The organism is Polycladomyces zharkentensis, assembly GCF_016938855.1.
Lineage (GTDB): Bacteria > Bacillota > Bacilli > Thermoactinomycetales > JIR-001 > Polycladomyces > Polycladomyces zharkentensis.
Genome location: NZ_JAFHAP010000003.1, coordinates 17,281 through 39,883, shown reverse-complemented (window position 1 = coordinate 39,883; position 22,603 = coordinate 17,281). Strand labels below are relative to the sequence as shown.

Annotated in this window: 24 protein-coding genes, 1 riboswitch and 1 other annotated feature; of the genes, 18 read left to right on the top strand and 6 right to left on the bottom strand. The window is 55.7% G+C overall.

Annotated features, from left to right (window positions below):
• The first annotated feature begins 375 nt into the window (after positions 1 to 375).
• Positions 376 to 477: riboswitch (purine riboswitch) on the top strand.
• 89 nt (positions 478 to 566) lie between these two features.
• The 13 genes from purE (at position 567) to purD (ending at position 15,611) form a co-directional block, all read left to right on the top strand.
• Positions 567 to 1,055, top strand: coding sequence for a 5-(carboxyamino)imidazole ribonucleotide mutase (purE, locus tag JQC72_RS01780; protein WP_205492411.1), 489 nt, complete (start codon positions 567 to 569; stop codon positions 1,053 to 1,055).
• A gap of 5 nt (positions 1,056 to 1,060) precedes the next feature.
• A complete protein-coding gene (gene purK / locus JQC72_RS01775; protein WP_205492414.1) occupies positions 1,061 to 2,227 on the top strand; it encodes a 5-(carboxyamino)imidazole ribonucleotide synthase in 1,167 nt (388 codons plus the stop codon).
• Positions 2,228 to 2,392: 165 nt separating this feature from the next.
• Positions 2,393 to 2,503 (top strand) — a sequence feature (23S ribosomal RNA rRNA prediction is too short).
• A 544-nt stretch (positions 2,504 to 3,047) separates the two neighbouring features.
• Positions 3,048 to 4,346: an adenylosuccinate lyase gene (purB, locus tag JQC72_RS01770; RefSeq protein WP_205492410.1), complete on the top strand. Its 1,299-nt coding sequence runs from the start codon at positions 3,048 to 3,050 to the stop codon at positions 4,344 to 4,346.
• A gap of 500 nt (positions 4,347 to 4,846) precedes the next feature.
• Positions 4,847 to 5,563, top strand: a complete 717-nt coding sequence (gene purC / locus JQC72_RS01765) for a phosphoribosylaminoimidazolesuccinocarboxamide synthase (RefSeq protein WP_205492409.1) — start codon at positions 4,847 to 4,849, stop codon at positions 5,561 to 5,563.
• On the top strand, positions 5,560 to 5,811 hold the full coding sequence (gene purS / locus JQC72_RS01760) for a phosphoribosylformylglycinamidine synthase subunit PurS (RefSeq protein WP_205492408.1): 252 nt from the start codon (positions 5,560 to 5,562) through the stop codon (positions 5,809 to 5,811). The genes purC and purS overlap by 4 nt, the downstream gene beginning before the upstream one ends.
• On the top strand, positions 5,811 to 6,494 hold the full coding sequence (gene purQ / locus JQC72_RS01755) for a phosphoribosylformylglycinamidine synthase subunit PurQ (RefSeq protein ID WP_205492407.1): 684 nt from the start codon (positions 5,811 to 5,813) through the stop codon (positions 6,492 to 6,494). Before purS ends, purQ begins: the two co-directional genes overlap by 1 nt.
• A gap of 13 nt (positions 6,495 to 6,507) precedes the next feature.
• Positions 6,508 to 8,748, top strand: coding sequence for a phosphoribosylformylglycinamidine synthase subunit PurL (gene purL / locus JQC72_RS01750; RefSeq protein ID WP_205492413.1), 2,241 nt, complete (start codon positions 6,508 to 6,510; stop codon positions 8,746 to 8,748).
• The gene (gene purF, locus JQC72_RS01745; protein ID WP_205492406.1) at positions 8,718 to 10,133 is read left to right on the top strand and encodes an amidophosphoribosyltransferase; all 1,416 of its coding nucleotides are present in this window, start codon (positions 8,718 to 8,720) and stop codon (positions 10,131 to 10,133) included. Before purL ends, purF begins: the two co-directional genes overlap by 31 nt.
• Entirely contained in the window at positions 10,130 to 11,167 is a 1,038-nt protein-coding gene (gene purM / locus JQC72_RS01740) for a phosphoribosylformylglycinamidine cyclo-ligase (protein ID WP_205492405.1), read from the top strand. The genes purF and purM overlap by 4 nt, the downstream gene beginning before the upstream one ends.
• On the top strand, positions 11,164 to 11,793 hold the full coding sequence (purN, locus tag JQC72_RS01735; RefSeq protein ID WP_205492404.1) for a phosphoribosylglycinamide formyltransferase: 630 nt from the start codon (positions 11,164 to 11,166) through the stop codon (positions 11,791 to 11,793). The genes purM and purN overlap by 4 nt, the downstream gene beginning before the upstream one ends.
• A complete protein-coding gene (gene purH, locus JQC72_RS01730) occupies positions 11,772 to 13,313 on the top strand; it encodes a bifunctional phosphoribosylaminoimidazolecarboxamide formyltransferase/IMP cyclohydrolase (protein ID WP_205492403.1) in 1,542 nt (513 codons plus the stop codon). Before purN ends, purH begins: the two co-directional genes overlap by 22 nt.
• A gap of 287 nt (positions 13,314 to 13,600) precedes the next feature.
• The gene (locus tag JQC72_RS01725; protein WP_205492402.1) at positions 13,601 to 13,882 is read left to right on the top strand and encodes a hypothetical protein; all 282 of its coding nucleotides are present in this window, start codon (positions 13,601 to 13,603) and stop codon (positions 13,880 to 13,882) included.
• Between the two features lie 454 nt (positions 13,883 to 14,336).
• Entirely contained in the window at positions 14,337 to 15,611 is a 1,275-nt protein-coding gene (gene purD / locus JQC72_RS01720; RefSeq protein ID WP_205492401.1) for a phosphoribosylamine--glycine ligase, read from the top strand.
• Positions 15,612 to 15,645: 34 nt separating this feature from the next.
• On the opposite strand, the gene JQC72_RS01715 is transcribed toward purD, so the two are convergent.
• The gene (locus JQC72_RS01715; RefSeq protein ID WP_205492400.1) at positions 15,646 to 15,858 is read right to left on the bottom strand and encodes a hypothetical protein; all 213 of its coding nucleotides are present in this window, start codon (positions 15,856 to 15,858) and stop codon (positions 15,646 to 15,648) included.
• Positions 15,859 to 16,028: 170 nt separating this feature from the next.
• Here JQC72_RS01715 and JQC72_RS01710 point away from each other — a divergent pair, with 170 nt between their 5' ends.
• Positions 16,029 to 16,535 carry a GrpB family protein gene (locus tag JQC72_RS01710; RefSeq protein ID WP_205492399.1) on the top strand — a complete coding sequence of 169 codons (507 nt, stop codon included), beginning with the start codon at positions 16,029 to 16,031 and terminating at the stop codon, positions 16,533 to 16,535.
• A 223-nt stretch (positions 16,536 to 16,758) separates the two neighbouring features.
• Here JQC72_RS01710 and JQC72_RS01705 read toward each other — a convergent pair whose 3' ends face one another.
• Positions 16,759 to 17,904, bottom strand: coding sequence for a S8 family peptidase (locus tag JQC72_RS01705; RefSeq protein ID WP_205492412.1), 1,146 nt, complete (start codon positions 17,902 to 17,904; stop codon positions 16,759 to 16,761).
• Positions 17,905 to 18,097: 193 nt separating this feature from the next.
• Here JQC72_RS01705 and JQC72_RS01700 point away from each other — a divergent pair, with 193 nt between their 5' ends.
• The 3 genes from JQC72_RS01700 to JQC72_RS01695 are packed head-to-tail and all read left to right on the top strand — an operon-like array spanning position 18,098 to position 19,341.
• Entirely contained in the window at positions 18,098 to 18,952 is an 855-nt protein-coding gene (locus JQC72_RS01700) for a Ger(x)C family spore germination protein (protein ID WP_442956978.1), read from the top strand.
• Positions 18,933 to 19,109, top strand: a complete 177-nt coding sequence (locus tag JQC72_RS16770) for a Ger(x)C family spore germination C-terminal domain-containing protein (protein WP_419179826.1) — start codon at positions 18,933 to 18,935, stop codon at positions 19,107 to 19,109. The genes JQC72_RS01700 and JQC72_RS16770 overlap by 20 nt, the downstream gene beginning before the upstream one ends.
• 55 nt (positions 19,110 to 19,164) lie before the next feature.
• Positions 19,165 to 19,341, top strand: a complete 177-nt coding sequence (locus tag JQC72_RS01695) for a hypothetical protein (RefSeq protein ID WP_302104418.1) — start codon at positions 19,165 to 19,167, stop codon at positions 19,339 to 19,341.
• A gap of 6 nt (positions 19,342 to 19,347) precedes the next feature.
• Here the strand turns inward: JQC72_RS01695 and JQC72_RS01690 are convergent, their stop codons facing one another.
• The 4 genes from JQC72_RS01690 to JQC72_RS01680 all read right to left on the bottom strand — a co-directional run bounded on the left by JQC72_RS01690 (position 19,348) and on the right by JQC72_RS01680 (position 20,472).
• Positions 19,348 to 19,662, bottom strand: a complete 315-nt coding sequence (locus tag JQC72_RS01690; protein ID WP_205492397.1) for an ACT domain-containing protein — start codon at positions 19,660 to 19,662, stop codon at positions 19,348 to 19,350.
• A gap of 58 nt (positions 19,663 to 19,720) precedes the next feature.
• A complete protein-coding gene (locus tag JQC72_RS01685; RefSeq protein ID WP_205492396.1) occupies positions 19,721 to 19,984 on the bottom strand; it encodes a CBS domain-containing protein in 264 nt (87 codons plus the stop codon).
• Between the two features lie 73 nt (positions 19,985 to 20,057).
• Positions 20,058 to 20,192 (bottom strand): EYxxD motif small membrane protein, encoded by a 135-nt coding sequence (locus tag JQC72_RS16365; RefSeq protein WP_302104417.1) that lies wholly within the window; start codon positions 20,190 to 20,192, stop codon positions 20,058 to 20,060.
• A gap of 19 nt (positions 20,193 to 20,211) precedes the next feature.
• Positions 20,212 to 20,472, bottom strand: a complete 261-nt coding sequence (locus tag JQC72_RS01680) for a YgaP family membrane protein (protein ID WP_205492395.1) — start codon at positions 20,470 to 20,472, stop codon at positions 20,212 to 20,214.
• Between the two features lie 114 nt (positions 20,473 to 20,586).
• On the opposite strand from JQC72_RS01680, the gene JQC72_RS01675 reads away from it, so the two are divergent.
• The gene (locus JQC72_RS01675) at positions 20,587 to 22,356 is read left to right on the top strand and encodes an adenine deaminase C-terminal domain-containing protein (RefSeq protein WP_205492394.1); all 1,770 of its coding nucleotides are present in this window, start codon (positions 20,587 to 20,589) and stop codon (positions 22,354 to 22,356) included.
• Positions 22,357 to 22,603: the final 247 nt, after the last annotated feature.

Sequence of the window (22,603 nt, the reverse complement as noted above, 5' to 3'; positions counted from 1 at the left end):
GTCGGATGAAAACAGCTCACCGCTATGGTGAGCTGTTTTTTATTTGCATGGGGGAATAAAAAAACTTGCTTCAGATGGCCAGGATCGTTTATGATAAACGTCAAATTCGAATGAACCGATTGTATGATCAACTGTTGAGCGAGAGGTTGGCTGTTCCAAAGAACATGGGGTCTGAAGCGCAGCTGGAGCGAGCGCCTGCCTTGCACGTGGAAGCGAAATGTATGATAGTATGACCTTCCTTCCAGGAAGCCGTTTTTTCCTGACGGTACGGTTGTATCTGCTGAGGGATATTCCAAAAAACACGAACAGAAAATATGAACCCCCAATTAAATGTTCGTATTTCCATTGACTCTGGTTTGTACAGGATGTTAAACTGATATTGCATGTGATTTTTCTCATATATGCTCGAGGATATGGCTCGAGTGTCTCTACCCGGAAACCGTAAATTTCCGGACTATGGGAAAAATCTTCCTTCGGTGTGCCCTCCGAACGGCAGATTTTTCCTGGTGAAATATCTGCGTTCGGATTTTTTCTTGGATAGATTTTCGATGTAGAGGAGTTGTGCCATGAATCAACCACGTGTCGGCGTAATCATGGGAAGTACGTCAGATTGGCCCACAATGAAGCGGGCTTGCGAAGTGTTGGATGAATTGGACATTCCTTATGAGGCACGTGTCGTTTCCGCGCATCGGACGCCGGATGAGATGTTCGCCTATGCGGAAGAGGCCGAAGAACGCGGAATCAAGGTGATCATCGCCGGGGCGGGTGGTGCGGCCCATTTGCCGGGAATGGTCGCGTCGAAAACGGTGGTGCCTGTCATTGGTGTCCCGGTCAAATCTTCGTCACTGAACGGTTTGGATTCCCTGTTGTCGATCGTCCAGATGCCGGGCGGCGTACCGGTGGCAACCGTGGCGATCGGGGAGAGCGGCGCGGTGAACGCCGGTTTGCTGGCGGCGGAAATGCTGGGAATCGGGGACCCTGACATTCGTGAACGACTGAAACAACGGCGGGCCAGAATTCGTCAACAAGTGATCGAATCAGGTGAGCTGACATGATCGAAATGCAAGTCAAACCGCCAACCGTATTGTTGCCGGGAAGCACTGTGGGAATTTTGGGCGGCGGTCAGTTGGGGCGCATGGTGATCCTCGAAGGAAGGAAGCTGGGATATCGTTTTGTCACGCTGGATCCCTCGACGGATTGTCCCGGCAGCCAAGTGTCGGATCACCACATTGCCGCCGAATACCATGATGTTCTTGCCGCAGAGCAGTTGGGCGAATGGTCGGACGTGGTTGCATATGAATTTGAAAACATCAACCCTGAAGTGGTCAAACGGCTGGAGCAAAAAGCTTATGTCCCGCAAGGCAGCCGTCTGCTGGAAATCACCCGGCATCGGGTTCGGGAAAAAGAGACGCTGTATGCTTGCGGCATTCCCGTCGCCGCGTTCCGGGTGGTCCACGACGCGGGGCAATTGCGTGGCGCCGCCGCAGAGTTGGGCTATCCGTGTGTGCTGAAAACGGTCACGGGCGGATACGACGGGAAAGGCCAGCGGATTTTGCGCGGGGAGGAAGACGTGGAACCCGCTTGGCAGGCGCTGTCCCGTCCGGGGGAACCCTGCATTCTGGAACAGTTTGTCCCGTTTATCAAAGAATTGTCGGTGGTGGTGGCACGCAATATCCATGGACAGATCGCTACATTCCCCGTGGTGGAAAACATTCACCGCCATCATATTTTGCATGTGACGCTGGCACCGGCGCCGGTCTACGAACGTATCGCCGCCCGTGCCGAACGGTTGGCCCGCGATGTGGCGGAGAAACTGGAGATAACGGGACTTTGCGCAGTGGAAATGTTTCTCTTGGAGGACGGACAATTGCTGGTGAATGAGTTGGCTCCGCGTCCGCACAACTCCGGACATTTTACGTACGATGCCTGCGCGACCTCACAGTTTGAACAGTTTCTGCGGGCGATTTGCGGACTGCCGTTGGGATCGACGCGTTTGTTAACCCCGGCCGTGATGGTCAACATATTGGGTGAGCATGTGGAGTCCTTGATACAGCGGATACCGACCTTACCCGACAATGTGAAAGTGCATCTGTACGGGAAAAAAGAGGCGAAACCCGGACGCAAGATGGGTCACGTCACCGTTTTGGGCGAGTCGTTGGCGGAAGCGTGGGGAACGGTTCAGCAGCTCGGTATTTGGGAAGACATGGACGGGTTCGAGAACATGTGACCCTTACCGACCGGCATCCGGCTCCGCGCGCTTAGCAGGCCTAACCGGTGCTATTACGATGAAGGAAAACGGGATGTTTGGATACGGGAGAGTCAAGCATTCACAGGTAGCGAGTCCTGAGGAGAAGCTAGTAAGGGCGCACGGTGGATGCCTTGGCGCCAGGAGCCGATGAAGGGCGGGGCGAACACCGATATGCCTCGGGGAGCTGTAAGCGAGCGTTGATCCGAGGATTCCCGAATGGGGCAACCCACCAGTCCGATAAGAGTTGGATTGTGGTGATTGTGCAGAAAGAGAAGGGGATCAGGCGTGTCTGGTCATTTGATCCGGCGGCAACGTTTTCCCGGGTGAGCGACGTTTGATTCCCTGCCAAGCAAAGGACCGCCATGCTGGAACCCCATCGCGGGGAATTTCCTCTCAGCGAAACGTGCTTTGCCTGCGTTCGGTGCCTCGGTTCGATTTCGGTGTGTTCTGCAAGAGCGTTTTCGGGAGCTGGCGTTCTTCAACCGCGGCGTGAAAGCGAAGGCAAGGCCGAGACGTTCCAGTACGACGGGGGATTATCCAGTTTGTTGATGCACGGTGGAGCGATCCGGGAAAGTGATGTACACAGTGTCAGACACCGTCTTGGTGACGCTGGCTTTGGCTGGTCGAGCCAAAGGGACATGGATCTTTCCTTGGGGGAAGACCCCGAACCCCGTTTCCGTATCAAAGCTTCCGCACTCGACCGAAACATAGGCTTCAGTGTTGCATGAGTGAGAGAGAATGGCTTCACAACCGGATCAAAAACGAATCATCAAGTCGTTGTCGAAAGAGAGGGAATGCTGTGATTGAACGATACACACGACCGGAAATGAAGGAAATCTGGAACGACGAAAACCGATACCGCGCATGGCTGGAAGTGGAGATTTTGGCGTGTGAGGCCTGGGCGGAGCTGGGCGTCATCCCCAAAGAGGATGTGGAGAAAATCCGGCAAAACGCACGGATCGACATCGGTCGCATTTTGGAGATCGAAAAGGATACCCGTCACGATGTGGTGGCGTTCACCCGTGCGGTCGCAGAAACATTGGGACCCGAATCCAAATGGGTTCACTATGGATTAACCTCCACCGATGTGGTGGACACGGCTCTGTCCTATTTGCTGTTACAAGCCAACCGCATCCTGCTGAAGGATATCGACCATTTTCTCGATGTCCTGAAAAGAAAAGCACTGGAACACAAAGAAACGGTGATGATGGGACGGACGCACGGGGTACACGCGGAACCCACCACATTCGGACTGAAAATGGCGCTGTGGTATGCCGAAATGAAGCGCAACCGCGACCGTTTCGTTTGGGCGATGGAAGAGGTGCGGGTCGGCAAGATCTCCGGCGCCGTCGGCACCTACGCCAATATCGACCCGTTTGTGGAACAGTATGTCTGTGACAAATTGGGGTTGAAACCGGCCCCGATCTCCACGCAGACCCTGCAGCGGGACCGTCATGCGGAATATATGGCGACACTGGCCTTGATCGCCACGTCGCTGGAGAAATTTGCGGTGGAAATCCGGGGTCTGCAGAAAAGCGAGATCCGCGAAGTGGAGGAAGCATTCAAAAAAGGACAAAAAGGCTCCTCGGCGATGCCGCACAAGCGTAACCCGGTCGGATCGGAAAATATCACCGGCTTGTCCCGCGTCATCCGCGGCCATATGCTGTCGGCCTACGAAAACGTACCGCTTTGGCATGAACGGGACATTTCCCACTCGTCCGTAGAGCGCATCATTCTGCCGGATGCGACCACGCTGCTCAACTACATGTTGCGTCGGTTTGCGGGAATCGTGGAAGAACTGACGGTTCTGCCGGACAATATGAAACGGAATATGGAAGCCACCTACGGATTGATTTATTCGCAACGCGTCCTGCTCTCACTGATCGACAAGGGCATGAAGCGGGAAGAAGCGTATGATCGCGTGCAAAAGCTGGCCATGCAGGCATGGGAGGAACAACGTCCTTTCCGCGGGCTGGTGGAAGGCGACGAATTGATCACGCGCACGTTGTCGCCGGAAGAAATCGCGGATTGTTTTGATTACCGTCATCACTTGAAGCATGTGGATACCATTTTCCGCCGGTTGGGTTTGATTGAGTAAGGTGTCAATGATCATTTGCACAAGCGGCAAGCTTTTCCCGTGTGAGACACCTTACCCGGGTCCGTGAAAAGCGCGAGGAATCCAACCGGGATTCAATCATTGACAAAGTCCGCGGGCTCCGATCTCCCGTCTCCGCCAACAGTCAGAGTTGCTGGAAGCTGGACGGGAATTTCGGGTCGCTTTCCATAAAAGCGGTGGCTGTTTTCCCGCGTGACCGTTGAATTTACCGAAAGAGGAGCGAGAGGGAAACCGGCTCACCCATCATGACGATGGCTCCCGCTTTGCCAGCAGGCCCAAGGTTCGAAGGAACCTTGTTACTGCCCCGGAGGGCACAGGCGGAGATCGTGACGGACGGGATATGAATCATCTACACCTTGGCCAAATGATCGGTCTTAAGGGAGAGGGAAACAAGCACACCTAGATTGACCCGAATGGATCAGTCAGATGGATTCGCCTCTCCATATAAAGGGTGCGAAAACGCTGAGAAGGAGAGACCGGACATGAATCGGGGAGACCTGCTCTACGAAGGAAAAGCCAAAAAACTGTATCAGACGGATGATCCGAACGTGTTGTGGGTGGAGTACAAAGACGACGCCACCGCATTCAACGGGGAGAAAAAAGCGCAACTGGCCGGCAAAGGGGAACTGAACAACCGCATCGCTGCGTTCTTTTTCCGGTATTTGCGTGAAAATGGCATAGACAATCACTTCCTTCAGGAAGTCTCCCCGACCGAACAATGGGTCCGAAAAGTCACCATCGTACCGTTGGAAGTGGTGGTGCGCAACCGCGCGGCCGGCAGCATGGCCAAACGGCTTGGGTTGGAGGAAGGCCGCATGTTGCCGCGCCCGATCGTCGAGTTTTACTACAAAAACGATGAGTTGAAAGATCCCTTGATCACGGAAGATCACATCGATGTGTTGGGATTGGCCACCGTCAAGCAACGGGAGGAGATGAAACGCATCGCCCTGCAGGTGAACAACTTGCTGGGCAAAAAGATGCGGGAACTCGGAGTGACGTTGGTTGATTTCAAACTGGAATTCGGGATCGACCCGGACGGACGATTGATCTTGGCGGATGAAATCTCACCGGATACGTGCCGTTTCTGGGATGTGGAGACAGGCAAAGTGTTGGACAAAGATCGTTTCCGCCGCGATTTGGGCGATGTGGTGGAGGCATATCGGGAAATCTGGAACCGGTTGGAGGGGACAACATCATGATGAAAGCAACGATTGTAGTTATGTTGAAGCCGGGTGTGCTCGATCCGCAGGGAAGTGCGGTCAAAGGCTCACTCCACTCACTGGGGTTTGAAGAGGTGACAGAGGTCCGCATCGGGAAGCGGATGGAAGTGTGGCTGAACACCGACGACCGGGCGGAAGCGGAAGCCCGCGTGGAAGCCATGTGCAACAAGCTGTTGGCCAATCCGGTGATCGAAAATTATACGTTCGAGCTGGAGGAGGGAGCCTGATGCGCTTTGCGGTTCCGGTGTTTCCCGGTTCCAATTGCGACGTGGACTGTTTGAGAGCGGTCAAAGACGTGTTGGGGGTTCCCGTCGAACCGGTATGGCACCAAGAACGGAGTTTGAGCAAATATGACGCGATCATTCTTCCCGGCGGCTTTTCCTACGGCGATTATCTGCGTACGGGCGCACTGGCGCGCTTTTCCCCGGTGATGGACGCTGTGATCGAAGCGGCCGAACGGGGCAAATTGGTCGTAGGGATCTGCAACGGGTTTCAGATTTTGCTCGAAGCAGGATTACTGCCGGGCGCGATGCGGCGCAACGACCATCTGCAATTCCGTTGTGACATTCATCCGCTCCGGGTGGAAAACGCAGCATTGCCATTTACGCGGGATTACCGGGAAGGGGAAATCATCCGCATCCCGATCGCGCACGGCGAAGGCAACTATTACTGCGACGAGGCGACATTGGCGGAATTGAAACAACACAACCAGATTGTGTTCCGTTATGCCGGGGAAAATCCGAACGGATCAGTCGATGATATCGCCGGGATCGTCAACCGGCGAGGCAATGTGCTCGGCATGATGCCCCACCCGGAACGGGCGGTGCATGACTGGTTGGGATCGGCGGACGGTGTGCGTTTCTTCACTTCGATGCTGGCATATTGGGAGGAGAATCACGGTGCGGCTTGAACAGACGACAAAGATGTCGGAACCGACGCCCGAGATGATTCGGGATCAGAAACTGTATCGGGAAATGGGCCTGACTGAAGAGGAGTATCAGCAGGTGATCGGCCATTTGGGACGTCTGCCCAACTGGACGGAAACGGGCATTTACAGCGTGATGTGGTCGGAACACTGCAGTTACAAAAATTCCAAACCGTTGCTGCGCCGTTTTCCCACCGAGGGTCCGCGCGTGTTGCAGGGACCTGGTGAAGGGGCCGGTGTGATCGATATCGGTGACGGACAAGCAGTGGTGTTTAAGATTGAAAGCCACAACCACCCTTCCGCCATTGAGCCGTTCCAAGGTGCGGCAACCGGAGTGGGCGGCATCATCCGCGATGTGTTTTCGATGGGCGCCCGTCCGGTGGCATTGCTCAATTCGCTTCGCTTCGGCGAGCTGAACTCCCCCCGTGTGCGGTATCTGTTGGAACGCGTGGTGGCGGGGATCGCCAATTACGGCAACTCGATCGGGATTCCGACTGTGGGCGGCGAAGTGGCGTTTGATGCGCGTTACGAAGGCAATCCGTTGGTCAACGCGATGTGTGTCGGCATTTTGCCTCATGATCATTTGCAAAAAGGGGTGGCCAAAGGCGTCGGCAACCCGGTGATTTACGTCGGTGCCAGCACGGGACGCGATGGCATTCACGGCGCAACCTTCGCATCCGAAGAGCTGAGCGAAGAATCGGAGGAGAAACGTCCGTCCGTGCAAGTGGGCGATCCCTTTATGGAGAAGCTCCTGTTGGAAGCCTGCATGGAATTGGTGGAAATGGGCATTCTGATCGGCATCCAGGACATGGGGGCGGCCGGGTTGACCTGCTCCAGCTCCGAAATGGCGGCCAAAGGAGGCTGTGGAATGGAACTGGACCTGGATCGGGTTCCCCAGCGCGAGGCCGGTATGACACCGTATGAGATCATGCTGTCCGAATCGCAGGAGCGCATGTTGTTGGTCGTGGAAAAAGGGCGCGAAGAAGAAGTGAAGCGCGTGTTCGACAAGTGGGGTCTCAACTCCGCCGTGATCGGACGCGTGACGGATGACGGTCGTCTGCGACTGCGCCACCGGGGTGAATGGGTGGCCGATATCCCGGTGAACACGTTGGTGGATGACGCACCCGTTTACGTACGGGAAGCACGGGAGCCGGAATATTATCGCAGCTTTGCCGATTTCGACGCCAGTGGCGAGCTGAAGGACATTGATCCGCAAGACGCCGTGAAGCGGGTGCTGGCCTCTCCGACGGTGGCGAGCAAGAAATGGATCTACCGCCAATACGATCACATGGTGCGCACTTCCACAGCGGTACGTCCGGGTTCGGATGCGGCGGTGATCGTATTGCACGGTACGGAGAAAGCTTTGGCCATGTGCACGGATGCCAACGGTCGTTATGTCTACCTCGATCCCGAACAGGGCGGTGCCATCGCCGTGGCCGAAGCGGCACGCAACGTGGTTTGCTCCGGTGCGGAGCCGATCGGGATTACCGATTGCCTGAACTTCGGCAACCCGGAAAAACCGGAAATCTACTGGCAAATGTCCCGGGCGATCGACGGCATGAGCGCTGCGTGCCGTACGCTGAATACACCGGTGATCGGCGGCAACGTCAGCCTGTACAATGAGAGCAACGGTCAAGCGGTGTTGCCCACTCCCGTGGTCGGCATGGTCGGGTTGATCGAGAAACGGGAGCACATCACCACGCAAGCGTTCAAAGAGGACGGTCATGTGATTTTCCTGGCGGGAGAGACATTGGACGAATTGGGCGGCAGTGAATTGCAAATAGCGGTGACGGGGCGCATCGCCGGACGTCCGCCGCGCATCGATCTGGAAAAGGAAAAACGGGTGCAGGATTTCACCTTGGCAGCGATCCGAAAAGGTTGGGTGGCCTCGGCACACGATCTGTCCGAAGGCGGATTGGCCGTGGCCCTGGCTGAATCCTGTATCAGCGGCAATCGCGGTGCGCAAGTGGAGATCGAGACAACATTGTCGGCAACAACGTTCCTCTTCAGCGAAAGTCAGTCCCGTGTGTTGCTCAGTGTGTCTGAGGACCATGCCTCCGCATTGGCATCGCTGGCCGACGAATACGGCGTCCCCCTCCGGCGCATCGGTCGGGTCGGTGGGCAACAGCTGCGGGTGACGGTCAACGACGTGCAGGCGATCGATATGCCGGTGGGCGATTTGACCGCTCTGTGGGAAGGAGCGATACCATGCGCGATGAATGCATCTTCGACGAACTGAAAGAAGAGTGCGGGGTGTTCGCCGTCATCGGTCATCCGTCGGCCGCGCAATTGACGTATTACGGTTTGCACGCGCTCCAGCATCGCGGGCAGGAAAGCGCCGGCATCGTCACGACCGACGGGACCAAGTTTCGCCATCACCGGGGAATGGGACTGGTGACCGAGGTGTTCCAAGGAGATGTGCTGGCCAAATTGACGGGACACACGGCCATCGGTCACGTTCGTTATTCCACCACCGGCGAAAGCGGGATCATTAACGCTCAACCGCTGGTGTTCAACTATGCCGCGGGTGAACTGGCGTTGTGCACCAACGGCAACCTGGTCAACGCGCAACGGTTGCGCAGGGCATTGGAGCGGGAAGGTTCCATCTTCCAGACGACGACCGACACGGAAGTGATTCCCCATCTGATCGCCCGTTCCCGCCATACCAATCTGGTGGATGCGGTCAAGGAAGCGTTGAATCAGGTGGTGGGCGGGTTTGCCCTGTTGATTTTGACCAATGAACAGTTGATTGCCGCATCTGATCCCCATGGGTTGCGTCCGCTTTCCTTGGGACGATTGGGAGATGCGATCGTGTTCGCTTCCGAGACGTGCGCGTTGGACGTGATCGGTGCGGAATACGTGCGGGAGGTCGAACCGGGCGAGATGCTGATCATCGATGACGGCGGGATGCGCGTTGACCGGTTCGCCCCGCCGGCGCGGCGGGCGGTATGCTCGTTTGAATACATCTATTTTGCCCGCCCGGACAGCGACATCGGCGGCATCAACGTGCATGCGGCGCGGAAACGGCTCGGCCAGCAACTGGCCAAGGAAGCGCCCGTCGAAGCCGATGTGGTCACCGGTGTGCCGGACTCCAGCATTTCCGCGGCGATCGGGTATGCGGAAGCGACCGGAATCCCGTATGAGCTGGGCTTGATCAAAAACCGGTATGTGGGCCGCACCTTCATCCAACCGAGTCAGGAACTGCGTGAACAAGGCGTCAAGATGAAGTTGAGCGCCGTTCGCAAAGTGGTGGAAGGCAAACGGGTCGTCATGGTGGATGATTCGCTCGTTCGCGGGACGACCAGCCGTCAGATCGTCAATCTCCTGCGTGAAGCAGGCGCAACGGAAGTGCATGTGCGCATCAGCTCTCCGCCGGTGCGATTCCCTTGCTACTACGGGATCGACACATCGGATCGGAAACAGTTGATCGCCGCCTCTCACTCGGTCGAGGAAATCCGCCAATTGATCGGGGCGGACAGTCTCGTGTTCCTGAGCAAGGAAGGCATGCTGGAAGCGATCGGCCGCCCGAGCGGGGAACCCGACCGGGGCCACTGCCTGGCCTGTTTTGACGGGAACTACCCGACGCTGGTGGAGGAGAGTCTGGTATTGGAGGGAGAACGATGAGCGACGCATACCGCGCGGCCGGTGTGGACATCGACGCGGGCAATGAAACGGTGGAACGAATCAAATCCCATGTGAAGCGGACGATGAGACCCGAAGTGATCGGGGGCTTGGGCGGTTTCGGCGGGCTGTTCTCCCTTCCTTCCTATCGGAACCCGGTGTTGGTTTCTTCCACTGACGGTGTGGGGACCAAATTGAAGATCGCGTTTGCGATGGAGAAACATGACACCATCGGGATCGATTGCGTGGCCATGTGCGTCAACGATGTGGTGGTGCAGGGAGCGGAACCGCTCTTTTTCCTCGATTATCTGGCAACAGGCAAATTGAATCCCGCTCAGGCGGAAGCGATCGTCAAAGGGATCGCCGACGGTTGCCAAGAGGCGGGATGCGCGCTGATCGGCGGTGAAACGGCGGAAATGCCGGGGATGTACGGCGCAGGTGAATACGATGTGGCCGGTTTTTGCGTGGGTGCCGTGGAGCGGGACCGTTTGTTGACGGGAGAGAACATCGTTCCCGGTGATGTACTGATCGGGCTGGCTTCCAGCGGGATTCACAGCAACGGCTTCTCGTTGGTGCGCAAAGTGTTGCTGGAGGGAAATCCGGATCGTTTGCACGACACGGTTCCGTGGGGCGGGGCCACTGTCGGAGAAGTGCTGCTCACCCCCACCAAAATCTATGTCCGACCGTTTCTGGAACTGATGAAACAGTTTGAGGTGAAGGCGGGAGCGCATATCACCGGCGGCGGATTGATCGAAAACGTCCCGCGCGTGCTGCCGAAAGGGTATCGGGCCGAGATCGACCGCTCCGCGTGGGAAGTGCCGCCCGTGCTGGAATGGATCGTGCGCGAGGGACGGCTGAGCGAGACGGATGCGTACCGAACATTCAACATGGGAATCGGCATGGTGGTGATCTTGCCGGCGGATCAGGCGGAGGAAGCGTTGTCCGTTCTGCGGGAGATGGGAGAAACAGCCCATTTGATCGGACGGATCGCGGAAGGTGCCGGCGGGATTCGCTGGATCGGAGGCGGTGAGACATGAGAATCGCCGTATTCGCATCCGGGAGCGGCTCCAATTTTGAAGCGTTGGTAAAGGCGTCCCGCGAACAGGGGTGGCCGGGCGAGATCGTGTTGCTCGTATGTGACCGCCCCGGCGCCAAAGCGTTGGAGCGGGCGGAGCGGTTGGATGTGCCGGCCCGATCGTTCGTTCCCAAATCGTATCCCGATAAAGCGGCGTATGAAGCCGACGTTCTTCAGTTGCTGCGGGAGTATCAGGTGGACTGGATCGTGCTGGCCGGTTACATGCGTTTGATCGGCCCGACGCTGCTGACAGCCTATTACGGTCGCATCGTCAACATCCATCCCTCGTTATTGCCGGAGTTTCCCGGCAAGCACGCGGTTCGCCAAGCGCTGGAAAAAGGCGTCAAATGGACCGGCGTCACCGTTCATCTGGTCGACGAGGGGATGGATACGGGGCCGATCCTCGCACAGGAGCCGGTGCCCGTGGAAGACGGGGACGATGAGACGACGTTGACGAGCAAGATTCAAACGGTGGAACACCGGTTGTATCCGGAAGTGGTGCTTCGTTTGATCCGGGGTGAGATCGATACTGTCACGTTGATGAAGCAAAGGGAGGAGCAAACAACATGTCCATCCGACGTGCGTTGATCAGCGTATCCGACAAGACCGGCGTGGTGGAGTTGGCCCGTCGTCTTGCCGATCAAGGTGTGGAGATCGTCTCCACAGGGGGAACCAAACGCGCTTTGGAAGAAGCGGGTGTACCGGTTACCGGCGTATCCGACGTGACCGGTTTTCCGGAAATCCTGGACGGACGGGTCAAAACACTGCATCCGCTCATCCACGCCGGATTGTTGGCGATTCGCGACAATGAGACGCATCTGACACAACTGGAGGAACACCGGGTGATGCCAATCGACCTGGTGGTCGTCAATTTGTATCCGTTCCAGCAAACCATTTCGCGCCCCGATACGGATTTTGAAACGGCTGTGGAAAACATTGATATCGGCGGGCCGTCCATGGTGCGCGCGGCTGCCAAAAATCACCGTTTCGTCACTGTGTTGGTCGATCCGGCCGACTACGACGATGTGCTGGATCAGATCGAGAAAAACGGGGAAGTGGACCCTGAGACCCGCCTGCGCTTGGCGGCAAAGGCGTTCCGTCACACGGCGGCGTATGATGCCTTGATTGCGGGATACCTCACGGAACAGACGGGAGAAACGTTCCCGGAGCGCTGGACGGTGACATTTGAAAAAGCACAGGATCTGCGTTACGGTGAAAACCCGCATCAGCGGGCGGCATTTTACCGTCAGCCTCTACCGTCAACGCCCGGGATCGCTTCCGCAAAACAACTGCACGGCAAAGCGTTGTCCTACAACAATATCCAAGACGCACAAGCTGCCTGGGAGATTGTGTCCGAGTTCGATCAACCGGCAGCGGTTGCTGTGAAACACACCAACCCGTGTGGTGTCGGAATCGGCTCGTCGGTGGCGGAAGCTTTCCAAAAAGCGCATGACGCCGATCCGGTCTCCATCTTCGGCGGAATCATCGCATTCAACCGCACCGTGGACGAAGCGACGGCAAGGAAGTTGCGGGAAATTTTCCTGGAAATTGTCCTGGCGCCCGGATTTGATGAAGCGGCTTTGGCGATTTTGCGCGAAAAGAAAAACCTCCGCTTGCTGGAAATGCCGGAAGCTCCGGCAACGGGGAAACCTTCGTGGAAACAGATCACTGCCGGCGACGGGTTTTTGGTGCAGGAGACGGACCAAAAGCGGATCACCCGTGAAGAGTGCCGGGTGGTCACCGAACGGGTTCCGACCGAAGACGAGTGGGAGCAATTGTTGTTTGCCTGGAAAGTGGTGAAACACGTCAAGTCCAACGCGATCGTGTTGGCACGCGACAACCGGACGATCGGGGTGGGGGCCGGTCAGATGAACCGTGTCGGTGCAGCGGAAATCGCCATCCGCCAGGCGGGAGAACTGGCCGAGGGAGCGGTACTCGCTTCCGATGCGTTCTTCCCGATGAGCGACACAGTGGAAGCAGCTGCCCGCGCCGGGATCACGGCCATTATCCAACCCGGAGGTTCCATCCGCGACGAAGAATCGATCCAGGCGGCCAACCGTCACGGCATCGCGATGGTGTTTACCGACGTGCGCCATTTCAAACACTAGAGCGTGTCCGGTAATTTCGGGCCATGTTTTCCCGGGGACGCGGCAACTCCCAAGCCCGACGGAGCAGAGAACCGGAATCTGAGCGAAGCGTCCTTTGCCCGCGTCCTGCGCCCGGTTCGGAGCGATTTCTTCTTTGCGGGGTGCAGGTGGAGCGAACCGGGAAAGTGGCGCACGCGGTACTGATCAGACATGACCTGGATCATGCGTTTTTCTGAAGGAGACGCAAAAAGCGACCAACGGAGAAGCAGCTGCGTATGATGGAATCGAGCGAAAAAGGAGGGATTCCCGTGCGCAGTCTCCGTTGGTCATTCGTTCTGACCCTGTTTTCGTTGCTGCTGATCGGATTGATCCTGCCGCTGATCCATGAATCGCACGGTTGGCAGCTTGGCATGCGGGTGATGGGTGGACTCTTTTTCGTCCTCGCCGTCATTGCCAGCGGTGTGTTGTCGCTTCGCATGCCGTCTGTTTCTGTGGAACAAAGCGGGCGGATGTCCCGGCACGATTGGGCGCTCGCGTTTTTATTGGTATCAGTCTGGTTGTTTGGTCTGAGCTGGATTTGGCCCACATAGGGTAAGTCCCGTTCTGTCAGGAGCGAGCGGGGAAACCCGGCCCTTTCAGGGTTGGGTTGATAGCGACATCGGACGAGGGAGGGCTTCAGCCCTCTCATCAGATCCGACAGGATTTGGGTATCATCATGCATTCGGTAAGAGAAAAAATAGCGCGCCCGAAACAACATGCAGCAATGGAGCCGAGATGCAAAACTCTCTGCCAGTAGATGGACAAGCTTATCGATGGGAAAGGCAGGTTGTTGACAAAGTCACGTGAGCTCCAGTTTCCCGTCTTAAGCTCCGTACTCAACGGGAAATTCGAATCGGTTCCTCTAACAGAGGGTAGTCATTTTCCCACGAGCGACCTTTGAGCGTTTGCGTTGCAGAAGCGAGAGGGAACACACACACCGGAATAGTGAATGGGTTCACACTTTGTCAGCATTTTCGCTTATCGATGGAAAAGGAGGAAATGGTTTTGCGCGTACTGGTAATTGGCAGTGGCGGACGGGAACACGCATTGGTGTGGAAATTGGCGCAAAGTCCCTTGGTAAAGAACGTGTACTGTGCACCCGGCAACGGCGGGATCGCCGGGTTGGCCGAGTGCGTTCCAATCAGTGTGACCGATGTGGAACGGTTGCTGGCGTTTGCCAAGGAGCAAGAGATCGACCTGACGGTGGTGGGACCGGAAGCGGCTTTGTTGGCGGGCGTAACGGACGTGTTCGAAGCGGAAGGACTGGCCGTGTTCGGCCCCAACCGAAAAGCGGCGGAGATAGAAGGCAGCAAGTCGTTTGCCAAGGATTTGATGATGCGTTATGGCATCCCCACCGGGAAGTACCGCACATTTACTTCCGCAGAAGAAGCGAAACAGTATGTACGGGAACAGGGAGCGCCGATTGTGGTGAAAGCCGACGGTCTCGCGGCAGGCAAAGGTGTCACCGTGGCACGGACAGTGGAAGAGGCGGAAGAGGCCATCGAACGGGTGATGAACGAAAAAGTATTCGGTGAAGCAGGCAATCGCGTGGTGATCGAAGAGTTTCTTTCAGGTCAGGAAATGTCCCTGATGGCGTTCGTCGATGGGGAAACCGTGCGGCCGATGGTCATCTCCCAAGATCACAAGCCCGTATTTGACGGGGATCAAGGACCCAATACGGGCGGGATGGGCGCGTACTCCCCCGTACCGCAAATTCCATCCACGGTGGTGGATCGGGCGGTGGCCGAGATCCTGCAACCTGTCGCCCGTGCGATGGTACGGGAAGGACGACCGTTCCGCGGGGTGCTTTACGCCGGTTTGATGGTGACGGAAGCGGGGCCGAAGGTCATTGAGTTCAATGCCCGATTTGGTGATCCGGAAACGCAGGCGGTCTTGCCCCGATTGGACAGTGATCTGGCTGAAATCATGCTGGCGACCGTCCGTGGAAAACTGGCCGATATCGAGATTCGGTGGAAGGAAGAAGCGGCAGTCTGCATCGTGATGGCGTCCGAAGGATATCCGGGTGATTATCGCAAAGGCGTCCCCATTCGTTCGCTTCCCGAATCCCGTCCGGATCGCATCGTGTTTCATGCCGGTACCAAAAAGGAAGGCGATCAGTTGGTCACCGCCGGAGGGCGTGTGTTGGCTGTGACTGCATTGGGTGCGGATGTCGGGTCGGCACAAGCGGCCGCCTATGAAACGGTGAGCCAAATTGATTTTGATGGTGCGCATTTTCGGCGGGACATCGCGGCAAAAGCCCTGGCAGCGGAAGAGAAATAAACTCAAAAACCCTGGGGATGACCCAGGGTTTTTCTTAGCCGATGGTGGTGGTCTGTTTGCTGCCTTGGATGGTGAAGGCGCCGACCGGGATTTCAAACCACCATGCTCCTTTGGTTTTTTTGACGGGTTGGTATCCTGCGCGCTTGAATGAACGCGCTACATTCCAGCTGGCAGTGTACACCGTCGCCGTGGTGCCTGATTCATCGAATTGAATGACGGTTTCTTTTTCCTCTTCGCTGAGCATCATGGTTACCCACCCCCTTGAACTTTCCGGTGTCAATGGAAGCGATCATTTGTTCGTGTACCCTTATTGTACCCTTGGCCCTGCCGATTTTCCACCATGACCTTGTGAAAGTTTGAAACTTCTGTGAGAATTTATTATAGATCATTGACTTTCAATCGTGAAGAGGTGAAATCATGCCTCCTCATCCTGATCCTATCGTGATTGTACCTTATGATCCGGCATGGCCCAAGGTGTACAAACGGGAAAAGAAAATCCTGACAGAAGCACTGGGATCATTGGTGTTGTCCATTCATCATATTGGCAGTACGGCGGTTCCCGGTTTATCGGCCAAGCCTATCGTTGATATTCTAGCCGGAGTGCCCACTCTCCTGCCGCCCTCTGCATATGAAGAACGACTCCATCCCTGCGGATACGTGTTTCAGTTTCACGACCGCGAGGAGGGGAGATTGTTTTTCCGTAAGGGAATGCCGCGAACACATCATCTTCATATCATGGAACAGGACAGCAAAGGATTTCGCCACCACCTATTTTTCCGCGATTTCCTTCGATTAAACCCGGATGCGGCCAACGAATACGCGGAGCTGAAACGGCGTTTGGCCCAACGATTTCGGGAGGACCGACCCGCTTATGTGTCGGGAAAAGCGGAATGGATCCGCCATATATTGTCATTGGTTCAATGACGGACGGACATCGAGTAAAAGCGCTCACCGGCTTCACAACGTTTAAGCTTAGTGACCACGTCGGATCATTTATACAGGGTGAGCGGGAAAACCCGTCCCTTCAGGGTCGGGATCATCGCGGACGCCATACGTAAAAAAATCCCGTACGTGGACAAATACCGGGATAGTAAAAAAAGGGAACGCCGACAAATGCGTTCCCTTTGCCTTTTCATGCATCGGTTCGTCACTTCTGCATGGCACGCAGTGCGTTGATCCGACCGTATTCCCAATCGGAACCGGTGCCAGGAACCTTTTCGGGTGTACTTTGGATGGTGCCGAGAATTTGCGTGTTGTTTTTCCCTTTCGCCGCGAGAAGTGCGGCCAAACCCGAAACCTGCGGAGCAGCCATCGAAGTGCCGGACATCGTTTTATAACCGCCTCCGACATAGGTGGAAGTGATATCCACTCCCGGTGCCGCCACATCCACCCATTTGCCGTAGTTGGAGAATTCAGCCTTGTGGTCGCTGCTGTCTGTTGCCGCTACGGCGAGTACTTGATTATAGTAAGCCGGATAAGTGGGAGCGGAGGTTCCGTCATTGCCGGCGGCAGCCACCACCACCGCTCCTTTGTTCCAAGCGTAATCAATGGCGTCCTTCAGGGTTTGGGCGTTTTGGGAAGAACCCAAGCTCAGATTGATCACTTTGGCACCGTGATCGGCTGCTTCAACAATACCGCTGGCCACTTTGTCCAACGTGCCTTTCCCATTTTCATCCAGCACACGGACGGCATAAATCTTCGCTTTGGGCGCCATGCCTGCAATCCCTTGCTGATTGTTGGTGACGGCGGCGGCCACCCCGGCCACGTGCGTGCCGTGTCCGTTGAGATCCATCGGATCATCGTCATTGTCCACATAATCATGGCCATTGATCACTTTGCCGGCCAGATCCGGATGGGTACTGTCCACACCCGTATCGATGACGGCGATTTGCACGCTGTCCGCGCTCTGACCGAGATCCCACGCTGTAGGTGCCTCTACTTTTGTAAGAGACCACTGATCGTTGAAATACGTGTCGTTCGGGGTCATCGTCGCATGGAACACGAAATTGGGTTCCGCATATTCGACAAGCGGGTTGTTACGATAGATTTCAAGAACTTTTTCAATTGACTGCCCGTTCAATTTGATTACGTCAAAACCGAGTACATCGTTGTGAAACAAGATCCGGGTGGCTGCCTCGGTATGTATGAGAGATTGTGTTGCTCGGGAAATTCCCGGTTTGAATTTGACAATGATCTCTTGACCGGAAGAATCCGACCGTGCATCCGTGGGAGCGGACGACAGAGACAATGCCTGCACGCCGGGAATTCCGACGAGTACGAAGCTGATGGCCATAAGAATGGTGATAATTGCAAACGATATCCTTTTCAATGGAAAAACCTCCTTGTTTCTGGGTACATCAATATTCTATCATTTTCCGATTCTATCACCTACCGCAAATTCCTGCCCTTTTCAAAGAAATCGTCATAAAATACTCCATGATTCACTCCAAATATCGTAATATAAGAAAAAATCTACTAAATCACCGATAAAAATCGGGGGGTACAATGGAGGGACTTGTCGGGAGCTGAGGGGACGGTGGCGGTGGAGCCAAACTAACGTACGTCGTCGCCGCGGAAGGCGTCCCGTCGCCGATGCCATTCGGAAATTGCAGGAAAAACTCCCGCGCAGAATTTTTTGGCAGCACAACTGTTGCGTCATTTTTGGAGAAAGGTTATTGAGGGAAGGAACCGCCGGACCGTTGGATTTTTTTGACCGCAATTCCGTGTTTGCCGCCAAGAGTCCGGCATCCGCTCTGTTGCAAATTCTCTCTCCTGTCGGACGAAGCAGCGGGGAAGTGCTTCGTGATTTGACAAAAACAGGAGTCGGTTTGGATATGACCGTGAAAGATGTATTGCAGATGCTGAACAGCGATTCCCACGCAGTCATATTGCCTTGGATTGAACAGAGCCCATCCGTTCCGGGGGAAGCAAAAAAACAGGAACCCAGTCTGCGCCTCAACGGAGCGGCCGTTCTGAAAAAAGACAAAATCGTGGGCCGGATTGACGACAGAATCACCAGAGGCGTGATGTGGGTGAGGAATGAAATCAAAACGGGCATTATCACAGTCAAACCCAAAGGGATCAAGGGCTACGCATCGGTCGAACTGTTGGATTCCAATACAGAACTGGTGCCCTCAGTAACAGGAGGAAAATGGAAAATCGCCGTCCGGACCAAAATGGAAGGGAACATTATTCAGAATGCAACCGATCGGGGAATGGCCAGCCCCGACGTCACCAAGAAATTGGAAACGGATGTGGAACGGGATATACAAAACACCATCATGGTGGCGATGAACCAGGTGCAAAAGAGAATGAAAGCGGATGTTTTCGGTTTTTGCTGATGTATTCTACCGGAAATCTCCCGATCAATGGCAAGAGGTGAAGGATCGGTGGGACGAAGTGTTCCCGAAGGTGGAAGTGAAGGTTGGCCCCCGTGCATCACTTATGCGCGCTTTGTTGAATAATGAAAGTCCCGTCCCGGAGGTGAAGCAACCGTGAATTGGGGAGCCTTCACCGGCATCACAGTTGTCGCCATCCTGTTGGTACTGTTTGAGTGGCCGACTGGCCGAGGATCAATCCGGAACAAAAAAAAGAAAAAGCCGCATTGATCGGCCTGACGTTGATCGGATGGTCGCTGGCCGTTGCACTGCTGTTCAATCCCAACTTGCCAGGACCCACCCAATTGATGGATACGCTGTTTCGCCCTTTAACACAGATACTGCCACAGTAGGCATGATCACGGGACTTGCCGTTCGTTTACACTGAGGACACGCAATCCTTTATCCACAAGACGCTGTTGAATGGCGGACAGATGGGGAGTTGATTCGATTTTCAGCAAAATGCGGCGCGCCGCCGGATCGCCGGCATCAAACGTGGTGATGGAAATGATGTTGACATCAAAAGGTTTGATTGCATCCACCACGTGTTCCAGTTGGTGCGGCATATCGATGACCACGCCCAACAGCAAACGGATGCCTGGAATGTGTGTGCCAAAAGCGGAAGACAAGGCGTTCTCGATATCGCTGATCTTCACGATTCCGAGAAATGTCATTCGGTCTTCATCCACAATCGGTACAAACGGATAGCGTACGATGACAGGAAACGTCTCTTCAAAATCCACTGAAAACGGTCAACGGACGAATGGGCTCCATCGCATCGGTTACGGTACCTTCCTTCCAGGAGCGGTGGTTATCCAAGAAAGCCTTCATCATGTGGCGGTATCCGGTGATGCCGAGAAACCGGTTGAACCGGTCAACGACGGGGATGGTATGGAGCTGATGGGCTTGCAACGTTTCGATCACCCTTTCCAAGCGGGTGTCGGGCGTGACGGTCAAAATCTGTTCACGCGGCGTTAAGCAATTCTTGATAAACACAAGAAACAATCCTTCCCTGTAAGATCCACCTTCAATATATTAAGGGGAGGATCGGAGCAGAACGGCGTTTTTCTCAAAGATACGTCCGCCGCCAAAAGCGCCGAATGACCAGGCCGATCACGACGAGCGAGCCGACGGCGGTAAGGATGACGAATCCATAATCATTGAGCGTTTCGATCACCCAGGACCAGGGTTGTGTCGGCGTCAAAGCTTTCACCTCTTCTCTGTCACGGAGCGGGCTCCGGTTTCGGCGGTGGAGTGGCAGGCGGTTGCCGCTTGGGAGATTCTGCGGTACTTTGGCCCAACAGATACAGCATCGGGCAGAAGCGGGTGATGCCTTCGGCCACCTTCATACCGGAGAGCAGCGCAACCAACAGCGGCAAACTGCGGTACGGACGGCGAACCATTCGCGCGATGCTCCAAGCCAAACCAGCCGTTCCAATCGTGATGCGCATGATTGCATCCCAGGTTCCCACATTTTTTTGCATCGGCACATCCTCCTTGCGATTGCTGGGTTTATTATGTGGTCCCACTCAATTCCTTATTCCTGTTCCCTTGTGATAGCATGGAGGTATCGATGACAGAAAAGGGGGAAAAGAGAGATGTTTTTGCCGATGGATGGGAAGGAACGGCGGAAGTTGGTCGAAACGGCGATGGGACGCCGATCGCCTTCGCTGGTGCTGAGCGGAGCGGAAGTGCTCAATGTGTATACGGGGCGGACGGAACGGGCCGATGTGGCGGTGGCGGGCAGGTGGATTGCCTATGTGGGCGATCTGGAAGAGGCCCGCATCCAGCCGGGGACGGTTACACGTGTGCTGGATGTGTCGGGTTGTGTGCTTGTTCCCGGATATATCGAGGTACATGCCCATCCGTTTCAATTGTACAATCCCGTCACGCTGGCTGAGTATGTCTTGCCGCTTGGGACCACGATGCTGATCAGTGACAATCTGTTCTTATTTACCCAGTTGGAAGAAAAGGAAATGATCCGGATCTGGGACGAACTGTCCCGTTTACCGGTCAAGTATCGATGGTGGGCGCGTTTGGACCCGCAATCCCATTTGCCGGAATCTCTGGCTCATCTGTTTGACGATGAGCGGGTCCGGCGGATCTTGCAACATCCGTTGGTGTTGCAGGCGGGTGAGCTGTCCGACTGGATGCCGCTGTTGGATGGGGACGAACGGATGCAGAGCTGGATCGGAGCGGCCCATGAGTGGAACAAAAGAGTGGAAGGGCATGCACCCGGCGCCTCCCACCGCACGTTGGCACGGTTGGCTGCGGCAGGGGTAACGGGGGACCACGAAAGCATTTCACCGGATGAAGTGTGGGACCGTCTGCGTCTCGGATACATGGTCACCCTTCGACACAGTTCGCTTCGTCCCGATTTGCCGGTGTTGATGGAAGGACTGGTACGGGAACGGGAAGTGCCGTGGCATCGACTGATGATGACCACGGACGGGCCGACTCCATCGTATTTCCGCCAGGGGTTCGTCGATCATTTGATACGTACGGCCATCGACGCCGGGTGTGATCCGGTGCGGGCGTATCAGATGGTGACGATCAATCCGGCCGTGTATTACCGGATGGATGAACGGATCGGGGGGATTGCACCCGGTCGACTCGCGGATATCAATGTCCTTTCTTCACTGGACGAGCCTGTCCCCCTGCAAGTGATCGCCAACGGGGAATTGGTGGCGGCCAAAGGGCAGTGGGTGAAATCACCACCGACCATTGATTGGGCACGTTATTCCGCCGTGCAACGTTCGTCCCCGTGGTGGGCGGACGTGCAACAACTGCGATGGCATGTGGACGAGGGGGAAACGGTGCCTGTGCTCAATCTGATCAACCCCGTAATCACCAAGTTGACCGAAGAAGCCGTCTCAACAGGACCCGACGGGGCCGTCTTGTTCGAGGATGACGACCGGCTGTTCGCCTATTTGATCGACCGGAACGGACGCTGGATCACACGGAGTTTGATTCGCGGATTCGGGCGGAACATCGATGCATTGGTGTCCACCTACAATGGTTCCGGCGATTGGCTGGTGATCGGCAGAAACATCGAGGCGATGGCTCAAGCCGTCCGCCGTGCATCCGACGAAGGTGGCGGGATCACATGGATTCAAGGAGGAGAGACGTATTATCATTTGCCGCTTCCGCTTTTGGGCCTGATGAGTGAATGGCCGATGGACCGGCTGGCGGAGAAAACAGATGAGCTGACGGAAAAACTGAAGCGGTTCGACCATCCGTTTCATGATCCGGTATACACGTTTTTGTTCCTTTCCTCCACGCATCTCCCACAAGCCCGGCTGACGGCGGACGGTGTCTTGCGCGTGAAGGACCGTACGATCGTGTATCCGGCGGAGCGGTGGGAGTAAAGCTTGTCTTTTCGGCCGGGTCCAGCGGTATTCCTACCGAAGTGATCTGACCGCATGTGATTTCGCGAAGTGTCTTTTTCACCTCTCCTGAAGGGCTGTGTGCAAAGTCCGCTCTCGGGAAAACGGGCGTGCGGAGTCTTTTTTCAACAATATGGCTGCGCGTATCAGGCGCAGCTTTTTCCATTTTCTCAGCTGTTGACAAAACCGCCTGTTTCATTATACAGTTTAATCATTAACTAACTTAAAT

What these genes read in the sequence shown, in the direction of transcription:
- purE (WP_205492411.1), top strand. Translation starts at nt 567, where the DNA reads ATGAATCAACCACGTGTCGGCGTAATCATGGGAAGTACGTCAGATTGG.
- purK (WP_205492414.1), top strand. Translation starts at nt 1,061, where the DNA reads ATGCAAGTCAAACCGCCAACCGTATTGTTGCCGGGAAGCACTGTGGGA.
- purC (WP_205492409.1), top strand. Translation starts at nt 4,847, where the DNA reads ATGAATCGGGGAGACCTGCTCTACGAAGGAAAAGCCAAAAAACTGTAT.
- purS (WP_205492408.1), top strand. Translation starts at nt 5,560, where the DNA reads ATGATGAAAGCAACGATTGTAGTTATGTTGAAGCCGGGTGTGCTCGAT.
- purQ (WP_205492407.1), top strand. Translation starts at nt 5,811, where the DNA reads ATGCGCTTTGCGGTTCCGGTGTTTCCCGGTTCCAATTGCGACGTGGAC.
- purL (WP_205492413.1), top strand. Translation starts at nt 6,508, where the DNA reads ATGTCGGAACCGACGCCCGAGATGATTCGGGATCAGAAACTGTATCGG.
- purF (WP_205492406.1), top strand. Translation starts at nt 8,718, where the DNA reads ATGCGCGATGAATGCATCTTCGACGAACTGAAAGAAGAGTGCGGGGTG.
- purM (WP_205492405.1), top strand. Translation starts at nt 10,130, where the DNA reads ATGAGCGACGCATACCGCGCGGCCGGTGTGGACATCGACGCGGGCAAT.
- purN (WP_205492404.1), top strand. Translation starts at nt 11,164, where the DNA reads ATGAGAATCGCCGTATTCGCATCCGGGAGCGGCTCCAATTTTGAAGCG.
- purH (WP_205492403.1), top strand. Translation starts at nt 11,772, where the DNA reads ATGTCCATCCGACGTGCGTTGATCAGCGTATCCGACAAGACCGGCGTG.
- JQC72_RS01715 (WP_205492400.1), bottom strand. Translation starts at nt 15,858, where the DNA reads ATGATGCTCAGCGAAGAGGAAAAAGAAACCGTCATTCAATTCGATGAA.
- JQC72_RS01710 (WP_205492399.1), top strand. Translation starts at nt 16,029, where the DNA reads ATGCCTCCTCATCCTGATCCTATCGTGATTGTACCTTATGATCCGGCA.
- JQC72_RS01705 (WP_205492412.1), bottom strand. Translation starts at nt 17,904, where the DNA reads ATGGCCATCAGCTTCGTACTCGTCGGAATTCCCGGCGTGCAGGCATTG.
- JQC72_RS16770 (WP_419179826.1), top strand. Translation starts at nt 18,933, where the DNA reads ATGTTTTCGGTTTTTGCTGATGTATTCTACCGGAAATCTCCCGATCAA.
- JQC72_RS01690 (WP_205492397.1), bottom strand. Translation starts at nt 19,662, where the DNA reads ATGACATTTCTCGGAATCGTGAAGATCAGCGATATCGAGAACGCCTTG.
- JQC72_RS01680 (WP_205492395.1), bottom strand. Translation starts at nt 20,472, where the DNA reads ATGCAAAAAAATGTGGGAACCTGGGATGCAATCATGCGCATCACGATT.
- JQC72_RS01675 (WP_205492394.1), top strand. Translation starts at nt 20,587, where the DNA reads ATGTTTTTGCCGATGGATGGGAAGGAACGGCGGAAGTTGGTCGAAACG.